Below are 17,983 nucleotides of genomic sequence, written 5' to 3'. Positions count from 1 at the left end.
CCCTGTTTGGTTCGAATAACTTACGCCATTTTGTGGCGAAATCGCCACACCACGTGGTTATTTCAACCCATACTTGCGCATCTTGGTAAACAGGGTCTTGCGATGGATCCCTAAAATCTCCGCCGTCCGCCCCTTCTGCCACCGGGTCTTCTCCAGGGCATTTTCGATGACCCGCCTTTCAAAGGCCTCCACAGCCGCTGTCAGGCCCACCCCGGCGTCGGGCAGGGCCTCCTCCTCTTCGGGATCCTCCACGAAGGTCTCCGCCTCCATCAGCTCCATAAAATCGACCTTTCTCAAGGTCACGTAACGCTTCAGCACGTTTTGGAGCTCCCGGATATTGCCCGGCCAGTGGTAGCGGGTAAAGGCCGCCAGGAGCCTCCCGGTGATGGGCGCCACCTCCCGCCCGTCCGCGTACATGGAGAGAAAATGATCGATGAGAAGGGGCAGGTCGTCCTTGCGCTTGCGCAAAGGGGGCAGCTTGATGGGGATGATGTGAACGCGGTAGTAAAAATCCTCCCGCATGAGCCCCTTCTGGACCAGCTCTTTCAGGTTTCGGTTGGTGGCCGCCACAATGCGGATGTTGGGCTTGCGCACCAGGGTGCCCCCCACCGGTGTGTAGCCGCTGCCCTCGATGGCCCGTAAGAGCTTCACCTGCATGTTGAGGCCGATCTCCCCGATCTCGTCGAGAAACAGGGTGCCCTCGTCGGCGATATCCAGAAAACCCTTCTTGTCGGCGCTCGCCCCGGTGAAGGCCCCTTTCTTGTACCCGAAGAACTCGCTTTCGATGATGCTCTCGCTGATGGCGCCGCAGTTAACGGGCACAAAGGGCTTGGAACTCCGATCGCTCATCTTGTGGATCGCCCGGGCCACCAGCTCCTTGCCGGTGCCCGACTCCCCGTAGACCATGACGTGGACGTTGCTGGCCGCCGCGTTGAGGATCAGCTCGTAGACCTCCTGCATCACCTCGCTCTTGCCCACGATGTCTCCGAACTTGTAGCGCTCCCGGATGGAGGAGCGAAGCCGGAGGTTCTCCTTTCTCAAATGCTTGGCGCTTGCGGCGATGGCCTCTTCGGTGAGCTTGCGGTCGGTGATGTCCAGGACAATGGACTGCACCTTGATTACGCTGCGATCCGTATCGAAAATCGGGGTACGCACCGCAAAATACCAGCGGTCCTCCTTGGGACTCTTCACCTCCTGGCGCACCGTCTCTCCGGTGAACACCTTCTCCGTGCACCAGGGGCAGGGGGTGTCCAGCCCGTAGATCACCTTGTGGCAGAGCTCTCCCACGGCGTTGCGGCCAATCTTCTCCTCCAGGGTCCGGTTGATGAACTCCAGGCGACGGTCCGTGGTGATGATGTAGATAAAGCCCTCGAAGGTGGTTAAAATGGCGGAGAGCTTGGCCTCGCTCTCCCGCAGGCTGTTCTCGGCGAGCTTGCGCTCGGTGATGTCCATGAACGAGGCGATGCTGTTCATGGTGCCCGGGATCATCCCCACCTTCATGTAGATATAAGTGAGGTTCTTTGCCTTGTCGTGGATGCGGCACTCGTACTCGATGGGGATATCCGCTCCGGGCTTTCGCCGCCCGTAGTGATAGCGCTGCATGCGGTCCAGGTCCTCGGGGACCACGAACTGGGACCACTTCATGCGGTTATCGATCTCCTCCCGGGTGTACCCCACCATGGCCTCGAACCGCTCGTTGGAGAAAAGGATCGTCATCTCGTGGTCGATGATGATGGTGCCGGTGCCGGTGTTCTCGAACACCGCCCGGTACATTTTTTCACTCCTGGCAAGGGCCTTGATGGACTTTAAGCGACCGGCACCCAGGCGCAGCTTGTGGACCGCCTCCCCCACCCCCTTTGCCAGCACACCCAGAAGGTTCAGCTCCTCGGCATCAAACAGATAGCCGCCCGACGCATACAGGGTAATGACCCACGACTCCCCCATGGACAGGGCGATGGGCAAACTCACCGCGGCGGAGTAGCCCATCTTCAGAGCCTCTTCGCGCCACCGGGCGAAATTGTAATCCGTTGCGATATTCTGGACAATGCAGGTCCGCTCGTCGGCCATGGCCACGGCAGCCGGGCAGCCCAGCCTGTCTGCACCGTCCCCCCGGATCATGGCCAGGTCGGGGCAGAATGCCTCCAGGCCGTCCCCGGCGCGTACGGACAACAGCTCCCCCTTTGCCGCGGGCGGCCCCCCCACCCAGGCATAGTCGTAGCGACTCTCCCCGGAAGACAGGAGAAGACAAAGCTTGTCCACAAGCTCGTCTTCGGTTTGTGAGTGAATCAAGATATTGAGAAAAGAGATATAGGCCTTGTGGTTCTGCGCTCTGCGATCGTCCATGGGTGGCTGGCCTCGTGATAAAAGATAAACTCGTCACACGTCGATGCCTCAGTTACGGGACAGGCAAACATCGTGGCGGGATGGTAACACAAGGGAAGTAGAAGTTCAAAATTTACTCTCATGATCCCTGTTCAGGAAAACGCCTCACCGTCTCATGGCGACGAAGGAAAATTTCGCCGTCTTTCACTTAACGGTTTTTTGTCCATGTGGTAATGGTCGTGGATGACAGGCGACGTGCCGCGGCAACGGATGCTTCAACATCCCGGCGGCACCAGATGTTTCGCCACAGCCCCACCCCACAACGCGAAAGGAACAACACGATGCGCCCCCCATTTCAGCAAGCCACCTGCATGGATCTTCTCATTACCCTGGCGGAAACACCCGGGCCAAGCCTGGAAGAGACGTTGAGACGAAAGGTTCTCGAGGATTTTTTTACCGACCGGGGCGTGCCCTTTTCCGTGGATGGCGCCGGCAACCTCCGGGTGCTTGTGGGAGAAGGCCCCTGGGAAGAGACCGTGGTGTTCGATGCCCACATGGACGTGGTGCAGGAGGGATTTGAAGCCAAGGTCACCCGCGACGAAGACCGGCTCATGGGCATGGGCGTGGCCGACGACCTGGCTGCCGTGACCCTCCTGGCCCACCTGGCAGCAGACCTCTGTGACCGCAAGGTGGCCCTGGAGCGCCCCCTTCTCATCCTCTTCTCCACCGGGGAAGAAGGCGACGGAAACCTCAAAGGCATCCGGCACCTGGTGGCAGAAAAGGAAAAACCGCCCCACCTCTTTGTCTCCTTTGACCTGAACTTCGACCACATCTGCCTGACGGCCCTGGGGTCCAAACGCTACCGCATCGCAGCCCAGGCCCCCGGTGGGCACAGCTGGAGCGACTTCGGCCTGCCCAGCGCCATCGATTCTCTCATGGCCCTGCTCACCGACGTCAAGCACCGGTTCGGCGCCATCACCGCCACCCACCCCGGCCAGGCCTCCTGCAACGTCGGCACCATCCAGGGCGGGGAAGGGATCAACTCCATAGCCGCAGGGGCCTCGGCCACCTTTGAGTTCCGAAGCGTGGACCCAAAGATCCTGAACCGCCTGGACCAGGACCTGCAAGAGAGCCTTGCCTCCCACGCCACAGAAGCCGTCACCTTCTCCTGCACCACCACGGGCGAGCGCCCCGCAGCCTCCCCGGTGGAGAGCCACCGCATCGAACCCATGGCCGTCAAAGCCATCCACGACGCCACCGGCATCACCCCCAAAGAGATCCCCATGAGCACCAACATCAACGTCCCCCTCTCCAAAGGATGGCCCTGCGTCTGCATGGGCCTCTGCCAGGGCGGCCGCTTCCACAGCCACGAAGAGTTCCTCATCATCGACTCCCTGGCCCAGGGCTGGGAAGTGCTGCACGCCATGCTGCCGGATGGCAGGGCTTAAAAGCAAGCCTCCTATGGTTAAAGTGGGCTCAATAAGCGTGCCTCCGGCGGCCAGGTGGGGGCACCTGGAAACCCTATGGCGAATGCATGGAGATCTCGGGTATACGAACGCTAACAGGGCATTCGCGTGATGTGTGACATGGGGCAAGCGCTTATTCAGGAGAGGCCTATGTCACGCTTCTATGAACACGATGAAGGACATTTGGAGTTCGCTTGACGTTAACCGGAATAGCTTCGCCAGCGATGATGGTGAAGAGAATATGAGAAGGCTGACCACCCAAGGGCTAACCCGGATATCTTTCTCGCTCCCAGGCTCTGCCTGGGAGTGTCTGTTGCAAGGCTCCGCCTTGCCGGTGTGAGGCATTGGGGAAAAAATCCAACGAGAAGGAACCTCAAGCGTGGAGGCAGAGCCTCCATGCACCATTCCCAGGTGGAGCCTGGGAACGAAAGAAGATAGTTAAGTACCCCATACCGCCTATCACGGGCGCAGCCCGTCAGCAAATGTGACGACCCTGAGGAACGAAGGGTCGGAGCATTTGCGAACCTGGGGTCAAGGGGCTTAGCCCCTTGCCGCCGGAGGTTGTTTTTAAAGCGTTGCCAATGCTTTTTCCATACGGTCCAGGGCCTCTTCAAGGAGGGCGCGGGTGCAGGCAAAGTTGAGGCGAAGCCAGCCGGGTGCGTCGAAGTGGGCGCCGTCGGAGAGGCCCACGCCGTGCTCTTCGAAGAAGGTGGCGGGGTTGTCCACGCCCAGGTCCCGGGCATCCATCCAGATCAGGTAGGTGGCCTCCGGCAGGAGGGGGGAGAGTCCTTTCATGGCGGCAAGACGTTCAAAGGCGTAATCCCGGTTGGCCCGGAGATACGACAAGACCTCTTTCAGCCAGGGGCCGCCGTGGATATAGGCGGCAGTGGCCCCTTCGTATCCCATGAGGTTCACGTAGGGGACGATGCCCTCCATGGCCGCTTTGAAACGGGTGCGGAGTTTCTCATCGGAGATGATGGCCATGGAGCAGCCGAGGCCCGGGATGTTGAAGGTCTTGCTGGGGGCCATGAGGGTGATGGTGCGTGCCGCGGCTTTTTCCGAGAGGGAGGCCGTGGGGATGTGCGAGCCCTTATCGTCCAGCACCAGGTCGGCGTGGATCTCGTCGGAGCAGATGAGAATATCCCGCTCTTCGCAAAAGTCAACGATGCCGGTGAGTTCATCCTGTGTAAGCAGAGTACCGCCGGGGTTGTGCGGGGTGCAGAGCATGAGAAGTTTCGTCTCCGGGGTCACCTGGGCATCCAGGACCTCCCGGTTGATCACGAGCCGACCGTCCTCAACGGGCAGGTGGACCTTCACCATCTGCCGCCGGGCGTTTTTGGCTGCCGACAAAAACGGCGGGTAGGCAGGTGTGGGCACGGCAATATCGTCTGTCTCCCCCACCAGCCGTGCGGCCACGTTGAACCCGGTGACCACACCGGGGATAAAAAGAATCCACTCACGCTCCACGCGCCAGTCAAAATGCCGCGCAATATGCCCCTGCACCGCCTCGTACAGGGCGTCGGTGGGGAGGGTGTACCCGTACACCGGATGACCGGCCCGCCTTGTAAGCGCCGTGGTCACGGCCTCGGGCGCTGCAAAATCCATATCCGCCACCCACAGGGGCAACACGTCCTCTTTAAACCACTCCCACTTGACGCTTGATGTCCCTCGACGGTCGATGGGCTTATCAAAATCCATGACAACTCCTTCATTTCTGGTCACAGGCAGGTGCCCTTTCGTTACCGAAAGACCATACCCGCCACAACCCAAAGGCACCAGAAAAAACACTCACTATTCAGCTCAAAAAAGCCTCCGGCGGCCCTGCCGGGGGCCAAACTTTTAAAAAGTTTGACAAACAGATCCTGCGAACGATTTTGACGAAACAAACGGGCTCGACAAGCCGACTGTTTCAAACCGAACGAACAGGCAAGCAAAACATTTTTGCGGAGCTTTGTTCAAAAAACGACGACCTCCGTGCCGTTACACAGGAGGCCTCGTTCCTCGGACCGGGTTATGTCACGGCATATCGAGACGGCTCGTCAAAAAAGGAGATGTCCGCATATCCCGCATGGATTCTCCCCGAATGGGGACTCCCGGCAGGAATGTAGTAGCGGTCGCCTTTGGTAAACCGGTATGCCTTCCCATCCACGATGAGGTCAATGGTTCCCTGGAGGACAAACCCGACCTGGGCGGCGTGGGCGTGTTCGGGCATCTCAAGGTCCTGACCAAATTCCATAAACAGGAGCTGATGGGTGTCTGCCTGGGAAAGGTAGGCCGTGACACCGGGTTGCGGGATATGGGCAACGGGCAGCGAGGTAATGGGTTCCGAAAAAACTGAAGGCATGGTGTTCTCCTTATTTTAAGATCAAAGCGTGAGGGCGCCGGAAAGAAGCGCCTCCTGACCGGCCCACCCAGGATATTCCTTGCCCGCGTTTCAATAAACTGGCAGAATCGCCATATCTCATGCCTATCACGCCAAATCCAAGGGAGGCAGCATGATCCGGGTCACCATCCTGGCCTTTGACCACTCCGTGGCATCCACCTTTACGGGCCCGCTGGATGTTTTTCACCAGGCAGGCTGCATCTGGAACCGCCTCCACGGCCTTCCGGAAGCGCCCCTTTTTGAGGTCACGCTCATCACGAATGACGGAAAGCCCTTCACCACGCGCACCGGCCTGCACGTAACGCCCCACGGAGCCATGGACAAATCCGGGGACATGGACCTCATCGTCATCGGCTCCTATGGGGAGTTTGTCCCGGCAGGGCCCAGGGAAACCCGTGTGGCCGCCTGGTTACACGAGCACTATCTCAAGGGGGCCTCCCTTGCCAGCATCTGCACGGGCGCCTTTCTCCTGGCGGAAACCGGCCTGCTGAACGGGAAAACCGCCACCACCCACTGGGCTGCCGCAGACCGGTTCCGAGCCTTGTTTCCCTCCGTTGACCTGCAACCGGAAAAAATCCTCACCCATGAGGGGCGCCTCTTCTGTTCGGCAGGACTGAGCGCCGGAGTGGACCTCTCCCTTTACCTGGTGGAACGCTACTGCGGAACCGATGTGGCCCGTAAAACGGCAAAAGCCTTTGTCTGCGATACGGGCAGAACCTCCCAGGCCCCCTATTTTTCCTTTCGGCACCCCAAAAACCATGGCGACACCGCCATCCGAAACATTCAGGAGGACCTGGAGCGGCACCCAGCCGAGCCCCTGCGATACTCGGACATGGCCCACCGCCACGGCATGAGCCTGCGCAATTTCGAGAGGCGATTCAAGGCGGCAACAGGCACAACCCCGTTGACGTACCAGCAACGCCTGAGGGTGGAACTCGCCCGGCACCTGCTTGAGACAACCGATATGAGTTTCGATGAAATTTCCTGGGAGTCGGGATATGCGGACAGCGGCTATTTACGAAAGGTATTTGTCAGGGAAACGGGGTTGCGCCCCGGGGAATACCGTCAAAAATTCCGGTGTACCCGCTGAATCACCGGGCATGAAACGCGCCGGACAGGCCACACAATCCGACCCGTTTTCAGCCAGGCGCCCACTGTTCCCCGAACAGGAATCCTTGACAGCCAGACCATTTAGCATGTAAATCCTTCCGAAAACCGAACCGACACACGATATGATCAGCTCCCCCTGAACACCATGGTTCAGGAGACCCCACGCCCAAGGAAGTGACAATCGCCCCTGATGTGAGGCCGGAGCCTGGATACATAAACAGCATCCGAGGTCTCATCCCTCCTGATGGTCCTCTCACTGCACGAACCCAAGTGGAAAAACCCGATGTTCGAATCCATACCCTCCTGGTGGCGCGCCACCTCCCCCGACGACTCTGCCGTGGATGTCCGAAAAGCCCTTGAAACCATCGACAGCCCCTTTTTTCTGGTGGACACGGGAAACGGGCCCGAGGCCCACACCTCCGGAGAGATCCGCCTGGGGTGCGACAAACCCGGTGACCAGTGGCACCCCGCCCTGGCCACGGTCCGCGCCCTGCCCATCTCCGCCCTGGGGTCCCGGAGCTTTCTCAAGCGCCACGGCCTGCGCTTTCCCTATATCATGGGGGCCATGGCCAACGGCATCACCAGCGAGGCCATGGTGGAGGCTGCCGGGAAAAACGGCATGCTGGGATTTTTCGGTTCCGGCGGCTGCACCCTCCCACGCATCAAAGAGGCCATCGCCCGCCTGAAACAAGCGGCTGCGGCTGAGCCGTTTCCCTTTGGGTTCAACTTTCTCCACCACCACGGCGCCCCCGAGGCGGAGATGGCCCTGTGCGAGCTCTACCTCTCCGAAGGGATCCGCTGCGTCAGCGCCGCGGCCTTCCTCACCATGACCATGGCCTTGGTGCGTTACCGCGTCACCGGCATCCACCAGAAAAAGGACGGTCAGGTGGCGGTGCCCAATAAAGTTATCGCGAAACTCTCCCGGGAAGAGCTCGCTGAAAAATTCATGAGCCCGCCCCCTGCGGAGATCCTGAAAAAGCTCCACGCCAGGGGCCTCATCACCGACACCGAACTGGCCCTGGCCCCCCGCATCCCCATGGCCGACGACATCACGGCCGAGGCCGACTCCGGGGGCCATACCGACAACCGCCCTGCCCTGGCCCTGCTTCCGGCCATCCAGGCCGTGCGGGACCGCCTCATGGAGACCCACGGATACCCTGAAAAGATCGGTGTGGGCCTTGCCGGGGGTATCTCCGCGCCCGTATCCGCCACCGCAGCCTACGCCATGGGTGCCGACTACGTCCTCACCGGTACCATCAACCAGGCCTGCGTGGAGGCGGGAACCGCAGAGCCGGTCAAGGCCGCCCTGGCCCAGGCCCGCCAGGCCGACGTCACCATGGCGCCTGCCGCCGACATGTTCGAGATGGGGGGCAAGGTCCAGGTGCTCAAACGCGGCACCATGTTCGCCATGCGCGCGGCCAAGCTCTTTGCCCTCTACAAGGAGCACTCGAGCATTGAGGCCCTGCCCGAGTCCGATCGTGTGTTTGTGGAGAAAAAAATCCTGGGCAAGCCCCTGGAGCAGGTATGGCAGGAGACGAAAGCTTTTTTTGAAGAGCGGGACCCCTCCCAGCTGGCCAAGGCCCAGTCCGACCCCAAGCACCGCATGGCCCTGATCTTCCGAAGCTACCTCGGCCAGGCCTCCCTCTGGGCCATCCGGGGCATCCCGGAGCGCTCCGGGGACTACCAGATCTGGTGCGGGCCCGCCATCGGCGCCTTCAACGCCTGGACCAAGGGCACGCCCCTGGCCTCCCCCGACAACCGGGACGTCACCACCGTGGCCTTCAACCTCCTGGTGGGCGCCTCCGTGGAAGCCCGCTCCCGCATCCTGGCCAGCCAGTACCCCAGCCTTGCCGGGATCCGGTTCCTCCCCAAAACCCGGGAAGCCCTTGCCCGGTGCTCCGTGGAAATCCGCTGAGCACGTGTTTAAAAAAGCCTCCGGCGGCCAGGTGGAGGCACCTGGAAACCCTATGGCGAATGCTTGAAGGCAGACATCATGCAAACGTTTTCGGAGCATTCGCGTGGGGTGTGGCATGTGGCAACCGTTTATGCAGGAGAGGCCCATTTCATTCTTCTGGAAACACGATGCCGGGCATGTGGGATTGGCTTGACTGTATATGGCTCCTTTCGTTCCCAGGCTCCGCCTGGGAATGATGCCTTGAGGCTCAGCCTCCACGCTTAGAATCATTTCATCCCACAAATTTAGCCTATTCTGCTGCCATGCTTCACACCTGCAAGGTGTGAGCACTGCAACCGACACCTCCTGGCAGAGTCTTTGGTCAAACGCACATTCGCCCTTGATTCCACGACTTGCGTTCCCTTGCCACCCCATTATCAACATCCCATGCCCCGTCCACGCATCACAGCAAGACATGACACCCCAGCCCCCTGGAATTCTTGTTTACTTGACGTCTCAAACCGGTCTACAAACCCAAGTGCCCTTTGCCGGTCGTCTGGCCCAAAGGCACAGGTCACGATTCCGCCTTCGCCCCATGGTTTTTAGAGCACCCCGGGTCGTGACAAAGCCCCAACTTTTTTTATCAGGAGTACACGTGTCATGCTTAAGTGGATCGAACGATTTAACCGACTCTTTGTGGTCTGGGCCGTTCTCATCTGTGTGGTGGCAGCCCGGTTTCCCCAGCACTTTGCCCAGCTCAAGCCCCTCATCGTCCCCCTGCTCATGGTGGTGATGTTCGGCATGGGCGCCACCCTGCGCGCCCGGGACTTCAAGGAGCCCCTCAAGCGCCCCCACGTGATCCTTCTGGGCGTCTCCATCCAGTACCTCATCATGCCTTTGGCCGCCTTTCTCATCTCCAGGGCCCTGGGCCTGTCCCCCGAGCTCATGGTGGGCATGGTCCTGGTGGGAAGCGTCTCCGGGGGCACGGCCTCCAATGTGGTGGCCTTCCTGGCCGGTGGAGACGTGGCCCTTTCCATCGTCATGACCGCAGCCTCCACCTTTCTGGCGGTCTTCCTCACGCCCCTGCTCACCCAGCTCTATGTGGGAGCCACCGTGCCCGTGGCCATGCTCCCCATGTTCCTGAGCATCCTCAAGATCGTCGTGGTCCCGGTGGCCGCAGGCATCCTCGTCAACACCCTCTTTCAGGAGCACCTGGAAAAAGTCCAGCCGGTCTTTCCCCTCATCTCGGTGGTGACCATCGTGGGGCTCATCGGCATCATCATCGGCCTCAACCAGCCCAGGCTCTCCACCCTGGCCCTTCCCCTGACCCTGGCCATCATCCTTCATAACGGATGCGGCCTGGCAGCGGGCTACGGCCTTCCCAAGCTCCTGGGGCTCGATGAAAAAACATGCAGAACCATCGCCATCGAAGCGGGCATGCAGAACTCCGGCCTTGCCGTGGCCCTCTCCATCAAATACTTCACCGCGGCCTCGGCCCTTCCCGGCGCCATCTTCAGCCTCTGGCACAACCTGTCAGGATCCTTCCTGGCCACGGTGTGGACCACCCTGGATGCACGAAAAGAAAAAAAAGAGGGCTGCCCCGTCCTGACAACGGAGTAGCCCTCAATTTCGCACATGCTCCAGGGCGGAGCCCCTACGCAACATGCCCAAGCGCAATAAGCTTTCACGGTGGTTCACCTGGCAGCCGGAGGCATTGCGGTTACATGGATAATGGACAAGTGGCAACAACGTATCCTGAGACGTCGAAACGTCTGAGTCAGTCCGCACAAACCATCAGCGCTTATGTCGGGCGTAGCCCGAGCCGAAGGCCATTGCGCTTTGCCCTGAGGAACGAAGGGCAAAGCGCAATGGCAATCAGCTTTCGAGGTGTTTTCGCTATTGTGGCTTTGCCACCCTCGCCGCCGGAGGCAGTTTTTAGTACTGGCAATAGACCCAGGACATCCGCTTGGGAAACAGGGCATCCACCAGACGGGCGGTGCGGCCCGAGGCGGGGCACACGGCCGGATCCACGTAAATAAGATCCGGAAAGATATCGGGCCGGATGTGGCGGATCTCCTGCCAGGAGCGATGGCCCAGGCAGAGCAGGGCAAACAGATCGTCGGTCATGCTCATCATGGCATCGCAGTCCTCGCCTGTTGCCGGGCCGATGTGATGAAGCTTACCGTCCTGCCAGGCAAGATCGATGCCGGAGTCGAACAGGTTGAGCCGCAGGGTGCCTGTGTAGCTGGGGAAAAGGCTTTCCGCCAGTCTGCGCTCCAGGACCGGGGCCATGCGTTTCAGAAAGGCTTCTTTGTCCACCACCTTCACCTGCCAGGCGTAAGGAAGACTCTCCGGGGCGCCCATGGACCGGGCGATCTTTCCCAACGTGGATTCCCGGTGCAGGTTGAGGCGGACATAGGGTTTGTCCCTTTCCAGGGCTTTTTCCTTGCAAAACGAAAGAATCTCTTGTGCCGCGACCTCGTCAACGCCTTCGCTGACTTCACTCACAATAAGGCCCTTGCCGAACCCGTTCAAGGCGATACGAAAGTAATGGGAAGCCTCGCCCTTGGGTTCCGTCATCACCCAGAACTCCGAGCCGTACTCCGTTTTCAGGCTTTCTGAAAACAGGTACCGCCAGTTTGCTTCCGTCCGTTTCACGGCAATGGCGTAGGCGCTCCGGTAGGCCTCATCTTTCGCCATTAGAAAAGGGATATCCTCCACCCCCGCCCGCCTGAAACCAAAGCAGGGGGATTCGGGTTTCCCGGGGAGGGCCGCCAGGTGCAGGTTGATATGGTTCTCCATCTCCACGGCGTAGTGAAACCCGAACCGATGGTAATACCCGGGAATCCCCTGGATCACGGCAAGGTCGACCCCCTCGTCCACAAGGGCCTGGTTGAACTCTTTGTTCAACAGCCGCATCAACCCCTTGCCCCGGTGGGCTTCAAGGGTCCCCACGATGCCCATCTCCGCCACCTTCAGGGGCACCCCTTCCATCTCCCAGGCCCAGGGGATGAGGGCAAAGGCCGAGACAACCCGGCCGGTGGCCTTCTCCTCCGCAATGAACCATTTCTCCTTTGTCATGCCCGGAAGGTGATGGAACATGGTCTCTGCCAGCACCCCCACCTCCTCCGGGTGAAAGACCTCCTGAAAAAGGTCGTGAAGGCGTTTTCCATCGTCCTTGGATTCTGCGCGGCGTATTTTATAGTCAGTATTCATTCTTATCTTTCCTTAGGATTTCCACACAATTAAATGTCTTTTTTTGATCCCTAAACCATTTGTCTTTATTGGAGCCAAAAGCAATACCAGGCGCTTTACCCTTACGAATTCTCTCAATAGTTCAGTTCCCTGCGACGGCCAGGGCCTATTGCCAAAGTGGCTTGACCACCCCCCTGGGCCCGATCACGAATGCTCCCGGCCTACGCGCCTGAGCCCGATCACACTCGATTTTTCGTTTCATGGCATCGCCATGGGGGCCAAAGAGGGCGAAGCCACACAAAGCAAAAGGCTCCTGGCCGCCGGAGGTACCCAGTGGTTACTTGTTTTTTTGCAAAAGCAGGCAGACATATCCGTATTCGTCGCCATGGGTTTCATCCAGGACAATCTCGTCTGTCATCTCCCGGAGGGCGCGGCTCATGCCAAAGGTTTCGACGGTCTTTTTAACGGTGGCTTTCATGTCGCTGTAAAAATCCTGCCAGTCCCTGCGCGGAAGGATAAAGGTGTCCACGACCTCATAGCCCAGGGTTTCCGCCTGCTTTTTTCGTGTGTCGGGGTCGGTCATCCGGGGGTATTCAATACGCCAGTAGTCCTGGCAGGCTTTGGAAGGTTTGCGGGTAAGCCATACGGCGTCGCTCAGGAAGAGGTAGCCGCCGTCGCGGATAAGGGGGCGCCACAGAGAAAGGGCCTCCTCCACGCCAACAATGTAGGCACTGCCCTCGGCCCACAGAAGGTCAAAGTGATTCTCCGGAAAGTCGAGGCTGTGCATGCTCATGTTAAGGGGGGTGATCCGATCTTCCAATCCCCGGCGGGTCACCTCTCCTTGAAGACGATCCAGAAACGGCTGGTGGTTGTCCACGGCCGTGATATGTGCGCCGCACGCCGCGGCCAGGACAAGGGAAGCCGAGCCGGAGCCGCATCCGATATCGAGGATGGAACGGATTGCCTCCGGATGACAGATGCTGCCAAACGCCTTGAGGGTCGCCTCGGTGCTCCCCGGCCCCTGGCGCTTCATCTGTTCGAAGACGTGAAAAAAATGATTCACGTAGGTGGCGTTGTCGTGCATGTCCCGCGATACCCAGCGAATGTAGAGGGCCTCCTTTTCACTGAACCCCATCTTTCGCAACCAGGCCGCATGCGCATCTGCCGAGCGTTTTTCAAACTCTGCATGCCACTCCCGTGCATCGGCTGGAGCCATCTCAGGCGGGGCATCCCCGGTGATCCGATGATAAAGGGAACGAAGCAGGTCCCGGGCCACCGTCATCTCCACCAGCTCTTTTTCCAGATGCACGAGCCGCTCCCGGATAAGCGCCATATCAGGGTCGCCGTCCATAAAGTGTCGGCACTCGGCAAGGGAAAATCCCGCTTTCTGGAGCTGCTTTAGCATCACAAGCCGGTCCAGGGCACCCTGCGAGTAAAGCCGGTACCCGTTCACCGGATCCCTTTCAGGCACAACCAAACCGCCCCTCTCGTAATAGAGAAGCGTGGAGCGGGATATGCCGAGCTTTTTCGTGACATCGGAAACGGTGTACATAACCTTGTTCCTTTCATCTGCTCTGTCATCTCAAGATGGTTCGTCGTCCATTAAACACCCGCACTCGGCAAGGGAAAAACCCGCCTTCTGGAACTGCGTCAACATCACAAGCCGGTCCAGGGTACCCTGCGAGTAAAGCCGGTATCCGTTCACCGGATCCTTTTCAGGCACAACCAAACCGCCCCTCTCGTAATGGAAAAGCGTGGAGCGGGATATGCCGAGCTTTTTCGTGACATCGGAAACGGTGTACATGACCTTGTTCCTTTCATCTGTTCCGTCAACTCAACACTCTATCCGGCTCCACTCAGTAGCCTATAAACCTGTAGACAGGTCAAAGGTTTTTTCAGGTCATTCGCAGGCCCCGAACATCTCTTCGAGCTGCCATGCGTCTTCATGCCACTGGGGCCAGTTTCGGAACCATTCCGGCACCACGGCCTCACGCACCCTGTCCGACACCGGGATATAGGGTTTCAGATCGATGATGGGGGTGCCGTCGTGGGCATCGATCCAGGGAACCCGGATGATGCCCCCTTCCATATCCACATGAAGGCAGGCACAGGTGGTCACGGCCATGGGGTTGGGCCGATACGGAGAGCGGCAGGCAAAAACGCCGGCCTCAACGCCCTCTGCATAGGGAAGCTCCGTCAGGAGACGCGCCCTGTCTTCCCGGGTGTCATGGCCGGTGGCCCACCAGAACACCTGCACGTGGCTGAATCGGTGAAGCTCTTTTAAGGCCTCTCTGAAAGCCTTGCCCACCTGCAGGGTAAAGCCCCCTTCAGCCTCTTCATGCACCCGGCCCACGGGGCAAATGGAATAGGTTTCTCTCGTTGAATCGATTGTCATGGTCACTCCTTGGATTCTGGGTTCATCAAATGAAGAGATGAATACACCAGAACCCAAGGGCCTTACTTTTCCGGGATTGCTTTCCGGTTTGCCCATCTTGCTCTTCCCTCAGGTCAACAAGCCGGATGCCTGAACTGGAATGACATACGCCTTGACAAACCCCACCGACTTAAACAATACTACAGCCCATACAGTATTGGTTAATACGGCATACGCCTGCGATATAAGCCGGTCCGGAGTCACTCTCCGAAGGCCCGAACCCCCGCCGAATCCACATGACGAATTCGGCAAGACTCATTTTACATGGTGATGTGATGAAAAAGATTGCGGTTTTACCCGGTGATGGAATCGGCCCCGAAGTGATGGACGAAGCGGTGAAGGTCCTGGACGCGGCCCAGAAAAAATTCGGTTTTGAACTCGCCTACACCTGGGCGGACGTGGGCGGCGCAGGCATCGACAATCAGGGCAAGGCCCTGCCCGAGCCCACTGTCACGATCTGCGAGGAGAGCGACGCCATCCTCTTCGGCTCCGTTGGCGGCCCCAAGTGGGAGCACCTGCCCCCGGCCGAGCAGCCCGAGCGCGGCGCCCTGCTGCCCTTGAGGAAACACTTCAAGCTCCATTGCAACCTGCGCCCTGCCAAGGTCTTCAAGACCCTGGTGGACGCCTGCCCCCTGCGGCCCGACATCGCCAAGGACGGCTTTGACATCCTCTGCGTCCGCGAGCTCACCGGCGGCATCTATTTTGGCGAGCCCAAAGGCCGCCACGGCGAAGGCGCCGACGAGACCGCCTTCGACACCATGATCTACACCCGCGCCGAGATCGAACGCATCGCCAGAAACGCCTTTGACGCCGCCATGAAGCGCAACAAAAAAGTCACCAGCGTGGACAAGGCCAACGTCCTGACCACCATGGTGCTCTGGCGTGAAGTGGTCAACGAAGTGGCCAAGGAGTACCCCGAGGTAACCCTGGACCACATCTACATCGACAACGCCACCATGCAGCTGGTCAAAGACCCTCACCAGTTTGACGTCCTCGTCTGCTCCAACATGTTCGGGGACATCATCTCCGACGAGTGCGCCATGCTCACCGGTTCCATGGGCCTTTTGGCCTCGGCCAGCTTAAACGCCGACGGCTTCGGCCTCTACGAGCCCGCAGGCGGCTCCGCCCCCGACATCGCGGGTCAGGGCGTGGCCAACCCCATCGCCCAGATCCTCTCCGCCACCATGATGCTGCGCTACAGCCTGGACCTCGGCGAAGCGGCAGATGCCATCGAAGCGGCCATCTCCAACGTCCTCGAAGCCGGCACCCACACCGCGGACATCGCCCGCGAGAACAGCGCCGTGGTGGGCACCGCCGCCATGGGCGACGCCATCGTGGCCGAATTGGCAAAAATGTAAAACCGTGCCTCCGGCGGCCAAGGGCTGAGCCCTTGGAGCCCAGGCTCGCGAATGCTCCGGGGCTGCGCCCGTGGGTTATAGATCATATGGGCAGATTGGCACCACCCCGCTATATGGACAGAAATGGGGATGTCCGGGGAGGGGATAACCTGTATGGTCACAAAGATTCTGTGTACTGAGATGGCATGAAATCAGGACGGTGAGGGCGGCGCTGCTGCCCTCACCAACGCTGTATAGCCGGTCCCGCCATGGGCCGGTTGGTGCCCGCAAGGGCCCAATTGTGGAAACGGGACACAGCCTATGCGGTGTCCCGTTTTGCGTTGGAAAAACAGGAAGGGTATTTTGCTGGAAAGTGGAGCCCCCGCAATTCGAGAGACGCGGCCTCCCGAATCGGAAAGACCAAGGTAAAAACGCCACCTACCACCCTTGAATCCACACAAACCGGCTCGCCCAGAGGGCATCTTTCAGGGCGTCCAGCAGGTCGCCGTAGCTGAAGGTGCGGGCATCCGTATCGGGCCACGGGGTATCGGACACCGGGGGCGGTGTCACAGGGGACTCCATGGGCTCCTGGGACCAGGTGGCAAGGAGCATGTCCCGGCTTCCGTTGCCGTCGGTTGCAATGGCCTCCAGGCCCGAGTAGTGCCTCTCATCCGGGTAAGCAACGGGGGCAGACGATGTGACGGGATGGTTGTCCATGAGGGTGAGGGCCTGGCCCGATTCCGAGACATGGTAGAGGCTGAGGTAGCCTGTGGGGTGGGGCGGGGAGAGAAACACCCGATAGCAGCGCCCCGACCGCAAGACACCGGAAGGCGTTACGGCAAGTCGCAAGCCCTGGTTGTCGGCCTTTTCCACAAAAAGCTGCCGGAACCAATCCTCGGGGGGAATGGGATAGACGTTTCCCTCAAGGGCCATGGCCCATCCGCCGTGCCGCCTCACCACACGGTAGTCATCGGGAAAAATGCCGAGAAACGAAAGACTGTACGAAAAGGGAAGGCTCGCCTTGTACCCGGAGGCAGGAACGTACCCCGAAGCCCGATCCCCCATGCGACCATCCCTGAGCTTTTGCATGAACGTGCGGTTGTCATAGGCCAGGGCCACAAAATGTGTCCCCCCTGCCTTTCCGTGCTTCACCGGGGTGAGATCGTCCAGCACAAACCGGCTGACAAGGGAAACCCGGAACCGGGCAGAGCCCGACGCCCCGTCAGATCCCTGCTCCCTCACCACCTCCCCCGTGGACGAGACCCGGACTCCCAAGGACTCGGCAATCTCCCGTGCCGCGTCCGCCCGGGCTTCCGCCATGGTCTCGCCCTGCCCGTACCCCACCAGCACATGCCCGGGCCCCGCAAGGTCCCGGTTCACATACCAGGCAGGCCCGCCGCAACCGAGACCACCCAACAGAATAACCACACCCGCAATCCATCCTGTACAACGCATCACACACGCCCTAAGTCTAATAAAAGCCTCCGGCGGCCCTGCCGGGGGCTAAACTTTTGAAAAGTTTAACAAACAGATTTTAAGACTATATTTTAAGTTTTTTCCGACACAAATACGGATGTAACTTGGCCCGAGGTATCCGCCTACGCCCTTGTCTATGCCACACCGTTCGACCAACGCTGGTTGGCTACGGCGCGACAAGCGAGGGACAAAGTGCATCCGTAACCAGCTTTCAAGGTGGCACACCTTGCCGCCGGAGACTGTTTTTTAAAACTGAATAGTTACTTTTTCCGAAGACCAAATGAGGCCTCTCCTCAAACAGGTTGCCTGATGTCATCCTTCACGCGAATGCCTCGACAGTGGGCAAGTGACGAGACACTTCATGCA

At 59.6% G+C, this 17,983-nt stretch carries 13 protein-coding genes; 5 read left to right on the top strand and 8 right to left on the bottom strand.

The annotated features are described in order from the left end of the window. Window positions 1-57: 57 nt before the first annotated feature. A complete protein-coding gene (locus MSL71_RS16305; protein WP_180142329.1) occupies window positions 58-2,343 on the bottom strand; it encodes a sigma 54-interacting transcriptional regulator in 2,286 nt (761 codons plus the stop codon). Between the two features lie 320 nt (window positions 2,344-2,663). Here MSL71_RS16305 and MSL71_RS16300 point away from each other — a divergent pair, with 320 nt between their 5' ends. Continuing rightward, window positions 2,664-3,770: a M20/M25/M40 family metallo-hydrolase gene (locus MSL71_RS16300; RefSeq protein WP_180142325.1), complete on the top strand. Its 1,107-nt coding sequence runs from the start codon at window positions 2,664-2,666 to the stop codon at window positions 3,768-3,770. Between the two features lie 585 nt (window positions 3,771-4,355). Here MSL71_RS16300 and MSL71_RS16295 read toward each other — a convergent pair. Together MSL71_RS16295 and MSL71_RS16290 are read right to left on the bottom strand one after the other, a co-directional pair. Next, a complete protein-coding gene (locus MSL71_RS16295) occupies window positions 4,356-5,486 on the bottom strand; it encodes a MalY/PatB family protein (RefSeq protein ID WP_180142322.1) in 1,131 nt (376 codons plus the stop codon). A gap of 313 nt (window positions 5,487-5,799) precedes the next feature. After that, window positions 5,800-6,132, bottom strand: a complete 333-nt coding sequence (locus MSL71_RS16290) for a cupin domain-containing protein (RefSeq protein WP_180142319.1) — start codon at window positions 6,130-6,132, stop codon at window positions 5,800-5,802. A 151-nt stretch (window positions 6,133-6,283) separates the two neighbouring features. On the opposite strand from MSL71_RS16290, the gene MSL71_RS16285 reads away from it, so the two are divergent. The 3 genes from MSL71_RS16285 to MSL71_RS16275 all read left to right on the top strand — a co-directional run bounded on the left by MSL71_RS16285 (window position 6,284) and on the right by MSL71_RS16275 (window position 10,795). Next, window positions 6,284-7,261: a GlxA family transcriptional regulator gene (locus tag MSL71_RS16285; protein WP_180142315.1), complete on the top strand. Its 978-nt coding sequence runs from the start codon at window positions 6,284-6,286 to the stop codon at window positions 7,259-7,261. Between the two features lie 303 nt (window positions 7,262-7,564). Then, window positions 7,565-9,196 (top strand): PfaD family polyunsaturated fatty acid/polyketide biosynthesis protein, encoded by a 1,632-nt coding sequence (locus MSL71_RS16280; RefSeq protein ID WP_180142312.1) that lies wholly within the window; start codon window positions 7,565-7,567, stop codon window positions 9,194-9,196. 639 nt (window positions 9,197-9,835) lie between these two features. Then, complete coding sequence (locus tag MSL71_RS16275) at window positions 9,836-10,795, top strand: bile acid:sodium symporter family protein (protein ID WP_180142310.1); 960 nt, start codon at window positions 9,836-9,838, stop codon at window positions 10,793-10,795. A 315-nt stretch (window positions 10,796-11,110) separates the two neighbouring features. On the opposite strand, the gene MSL71_RS16270 is transcribed toward MSL71_RS16275, so the two are convergent. The 4 genes from MSL71_RS16270 to MSL71_RS16255 all read right to left on the bottom strand — a co-directional run bounded on the left by MSL71_RS16270 (window position 11,111) and on the right by MSL71_RS16255 (window position 14,765). Continuing rightward, window positions 11,111-12,391 (bottom strand): GNAT family N-acetyltransferase, encoded by a 1,281-nt coding sequence (locus MSL71_RS16270; protein ID WP_180142308.1) that lies wholly within the window; start codon window positions 12,389-12,391, stop codon window positions 11,111-11,113. A gap of 316 nt (window positions 12,392-12,707) precedes the next feature. Next, window positions 12,708-13,922 carry a MerR family transcriptional regulator gene (locus tag MSL71_RS16265; RefSeq protein ID WP_180142306.1) on the bottom strand — a complete coding sequence of 405 codons (1,215 nt, stop codon included), beginning with the start codon at window positions 13,920-13,922 and terminating at the stop codon, window positions 12,708-12,710. Window positions 13,923-13,952: 30 nt separating this feature from the next. Then, window positions 13,953-14,174 (bottom strand): MerR family transcriptional regulator, encoded by a 222-nt coding sequence (locus MSL71_RS16260; RefSeq protein WP_180142305.1) that lies wholly within the window; start codon window positions 14,172-14,174, stop codon window positions 13,953-13,955. A 96-nt stretch (window positions 14,175-14,270) separates the two neighbouring features. Continuing rightward, entirely contained in the window at window positions 14,271-14,765 is a 495-nt protein-coding gene (locus tag MSL71_RS16255) for a TrmO family methyltransferase domain-containing protein (RefSeq protein ID WP_180142302.1), read from the bottom strand. Between the two features lie 314 nt (window positions 14,766-15,079). On the opposite strand from MSL71_RS16255, the gene leuB reads away from it, so the two are divergent. Beyond that, window positions 15,080-16,162: a 3-isopropylmalate dehydrogenase gene (leuB, locus tag MSL71_RS16250; protein ID WP_180142300.1), complete on the top strand. Its 1,083-nt coding sequence runs from the start codon at window positions 15,080-15,082 to the stop codon at window positions 16,160-16,162. Window positions 16,163-16,579: 417 nt separating this feature from the next. Here the strand turns inward: leuB and MSL71_RS16245 are convergent, their stop codons facing one another. Then, a complete protein-coding gene (locus MSL71_RS16245) occupies window positions 16,580-17,569 on the bottom strand; it encodes a hypothetical protein (RefSeq protein ID WP_180142298.1) in 990 nt (329 codons plus the stop codon). Between the last annotated feature and the right edge of the window lie 414 nt (window positions 17,570-17,983).

It is taken from the genome of Desulfoluna butyratoxydans (assembly GCF_900699765.1).
In the GTDB taxonomy this organism is placed as follows: Bacteria; Desulfobacterota; Desulfobacteria; order Desulfobacterales; family Desulfolunaceae; genus Desulfoluna; species Desulfoluna butyratoxydans.
Note: the sequence above shows the minus strand (reverse complement) of the source record. Positions and strands in the feature narration are given on the sequence as shown.

What these genes read in the sequence shown, in the direction of transcription:
- MSL71_RS16265 (WP_180142306.1), bottom strand. Translation starts at nt 13,922, where the DNA reads ATGTACACCGTTTCCGATGTCACGAAAAAGCTCGGCATATCCCGCTCC.
- MSL71_RS16260 (WP_180142305.1), bottom strand. Translation starts at nt 14,174, where the DNA reads ATGTACACCGTTTCCGATGTCACGAAAAAGCTCGGCATATCCCGCTCC.
- MSL71_RS16290 (WP_180142319.1), bottom strand. Translation starts at nt 6,132, where the DNA reads ATGCCTTCAGTTTTTTCGGAACCCATTACCTCGCTGCCCGTTGCCCAT.
- MSL71_RS16280 (WP_180142312.1), top strand. Translation starts at nt 7,565, where the DNA reads ATGTTCGAATCCATACCCTCCTGGTGGCGCGCCACCTCCCCCGACGAC.
- MSL71_RS16300 (WP_180142325.1), top strand. Translation starts at nt 2,664, where the DNA reads ATGCGCCCCCCATTTCAGCAAGCCACCTGCATGGATCTTCTCATTACC.
- MSL71_RS16270 (WP_180142308.1), bottom strand. Translation starts at nt 12,391, where the DNA reads ATGAATACTGACTATAAAATACGCCGCGCAGAATCCAAGGACGATGGA.
- leuB (WP_180142300.1), top strand. Translation starts at nt 15,080, where the DNA reads ATGAAAAAGATTGCGGTTTTACCCGGTGATGGAATCGGCCCCGAAGTG.
- MSL71_RS16275 (WP_180142310.1), top strand. Translation starts at nt 9,836, where the DNA reads ATGCTTAAGTGGATCGAACGATTTAACCGACTCTTTGTGGTCTGGGCC.
- MSL71_RS16255 (WP_180142302.1), bottom strand. Translation starts at nt 14,765, where the DNA reads ATGACAATCGATTCAACGAGAGAAACCTATTCCATTTGCCCCGTGGGC.
- MSL71_RS16305 (WP_180142329.1), bottom strand. Translation starts at nt 2,343, where the DNA reads ATGGACGATCGCAGAGCGCAGAACCACAAGGCCTATATCTCTTTTCTC.
- MSL71_RS16295 (WP_180142322.1), bottom strand. Translation starts at nt 5,486, where the DNA reads ATGGATTTTGATAAGCCCATCGACCGTCGAGGGACATCAAGCGTCAAG.
- MSL71_RS16285 (WP_180142315.1), top strand. Translation starts at nt 6,284, where the DNA reads ATGATCCGGGTCACCATCCTGGCCTTTGACCACTCCGTGGCATCCACC.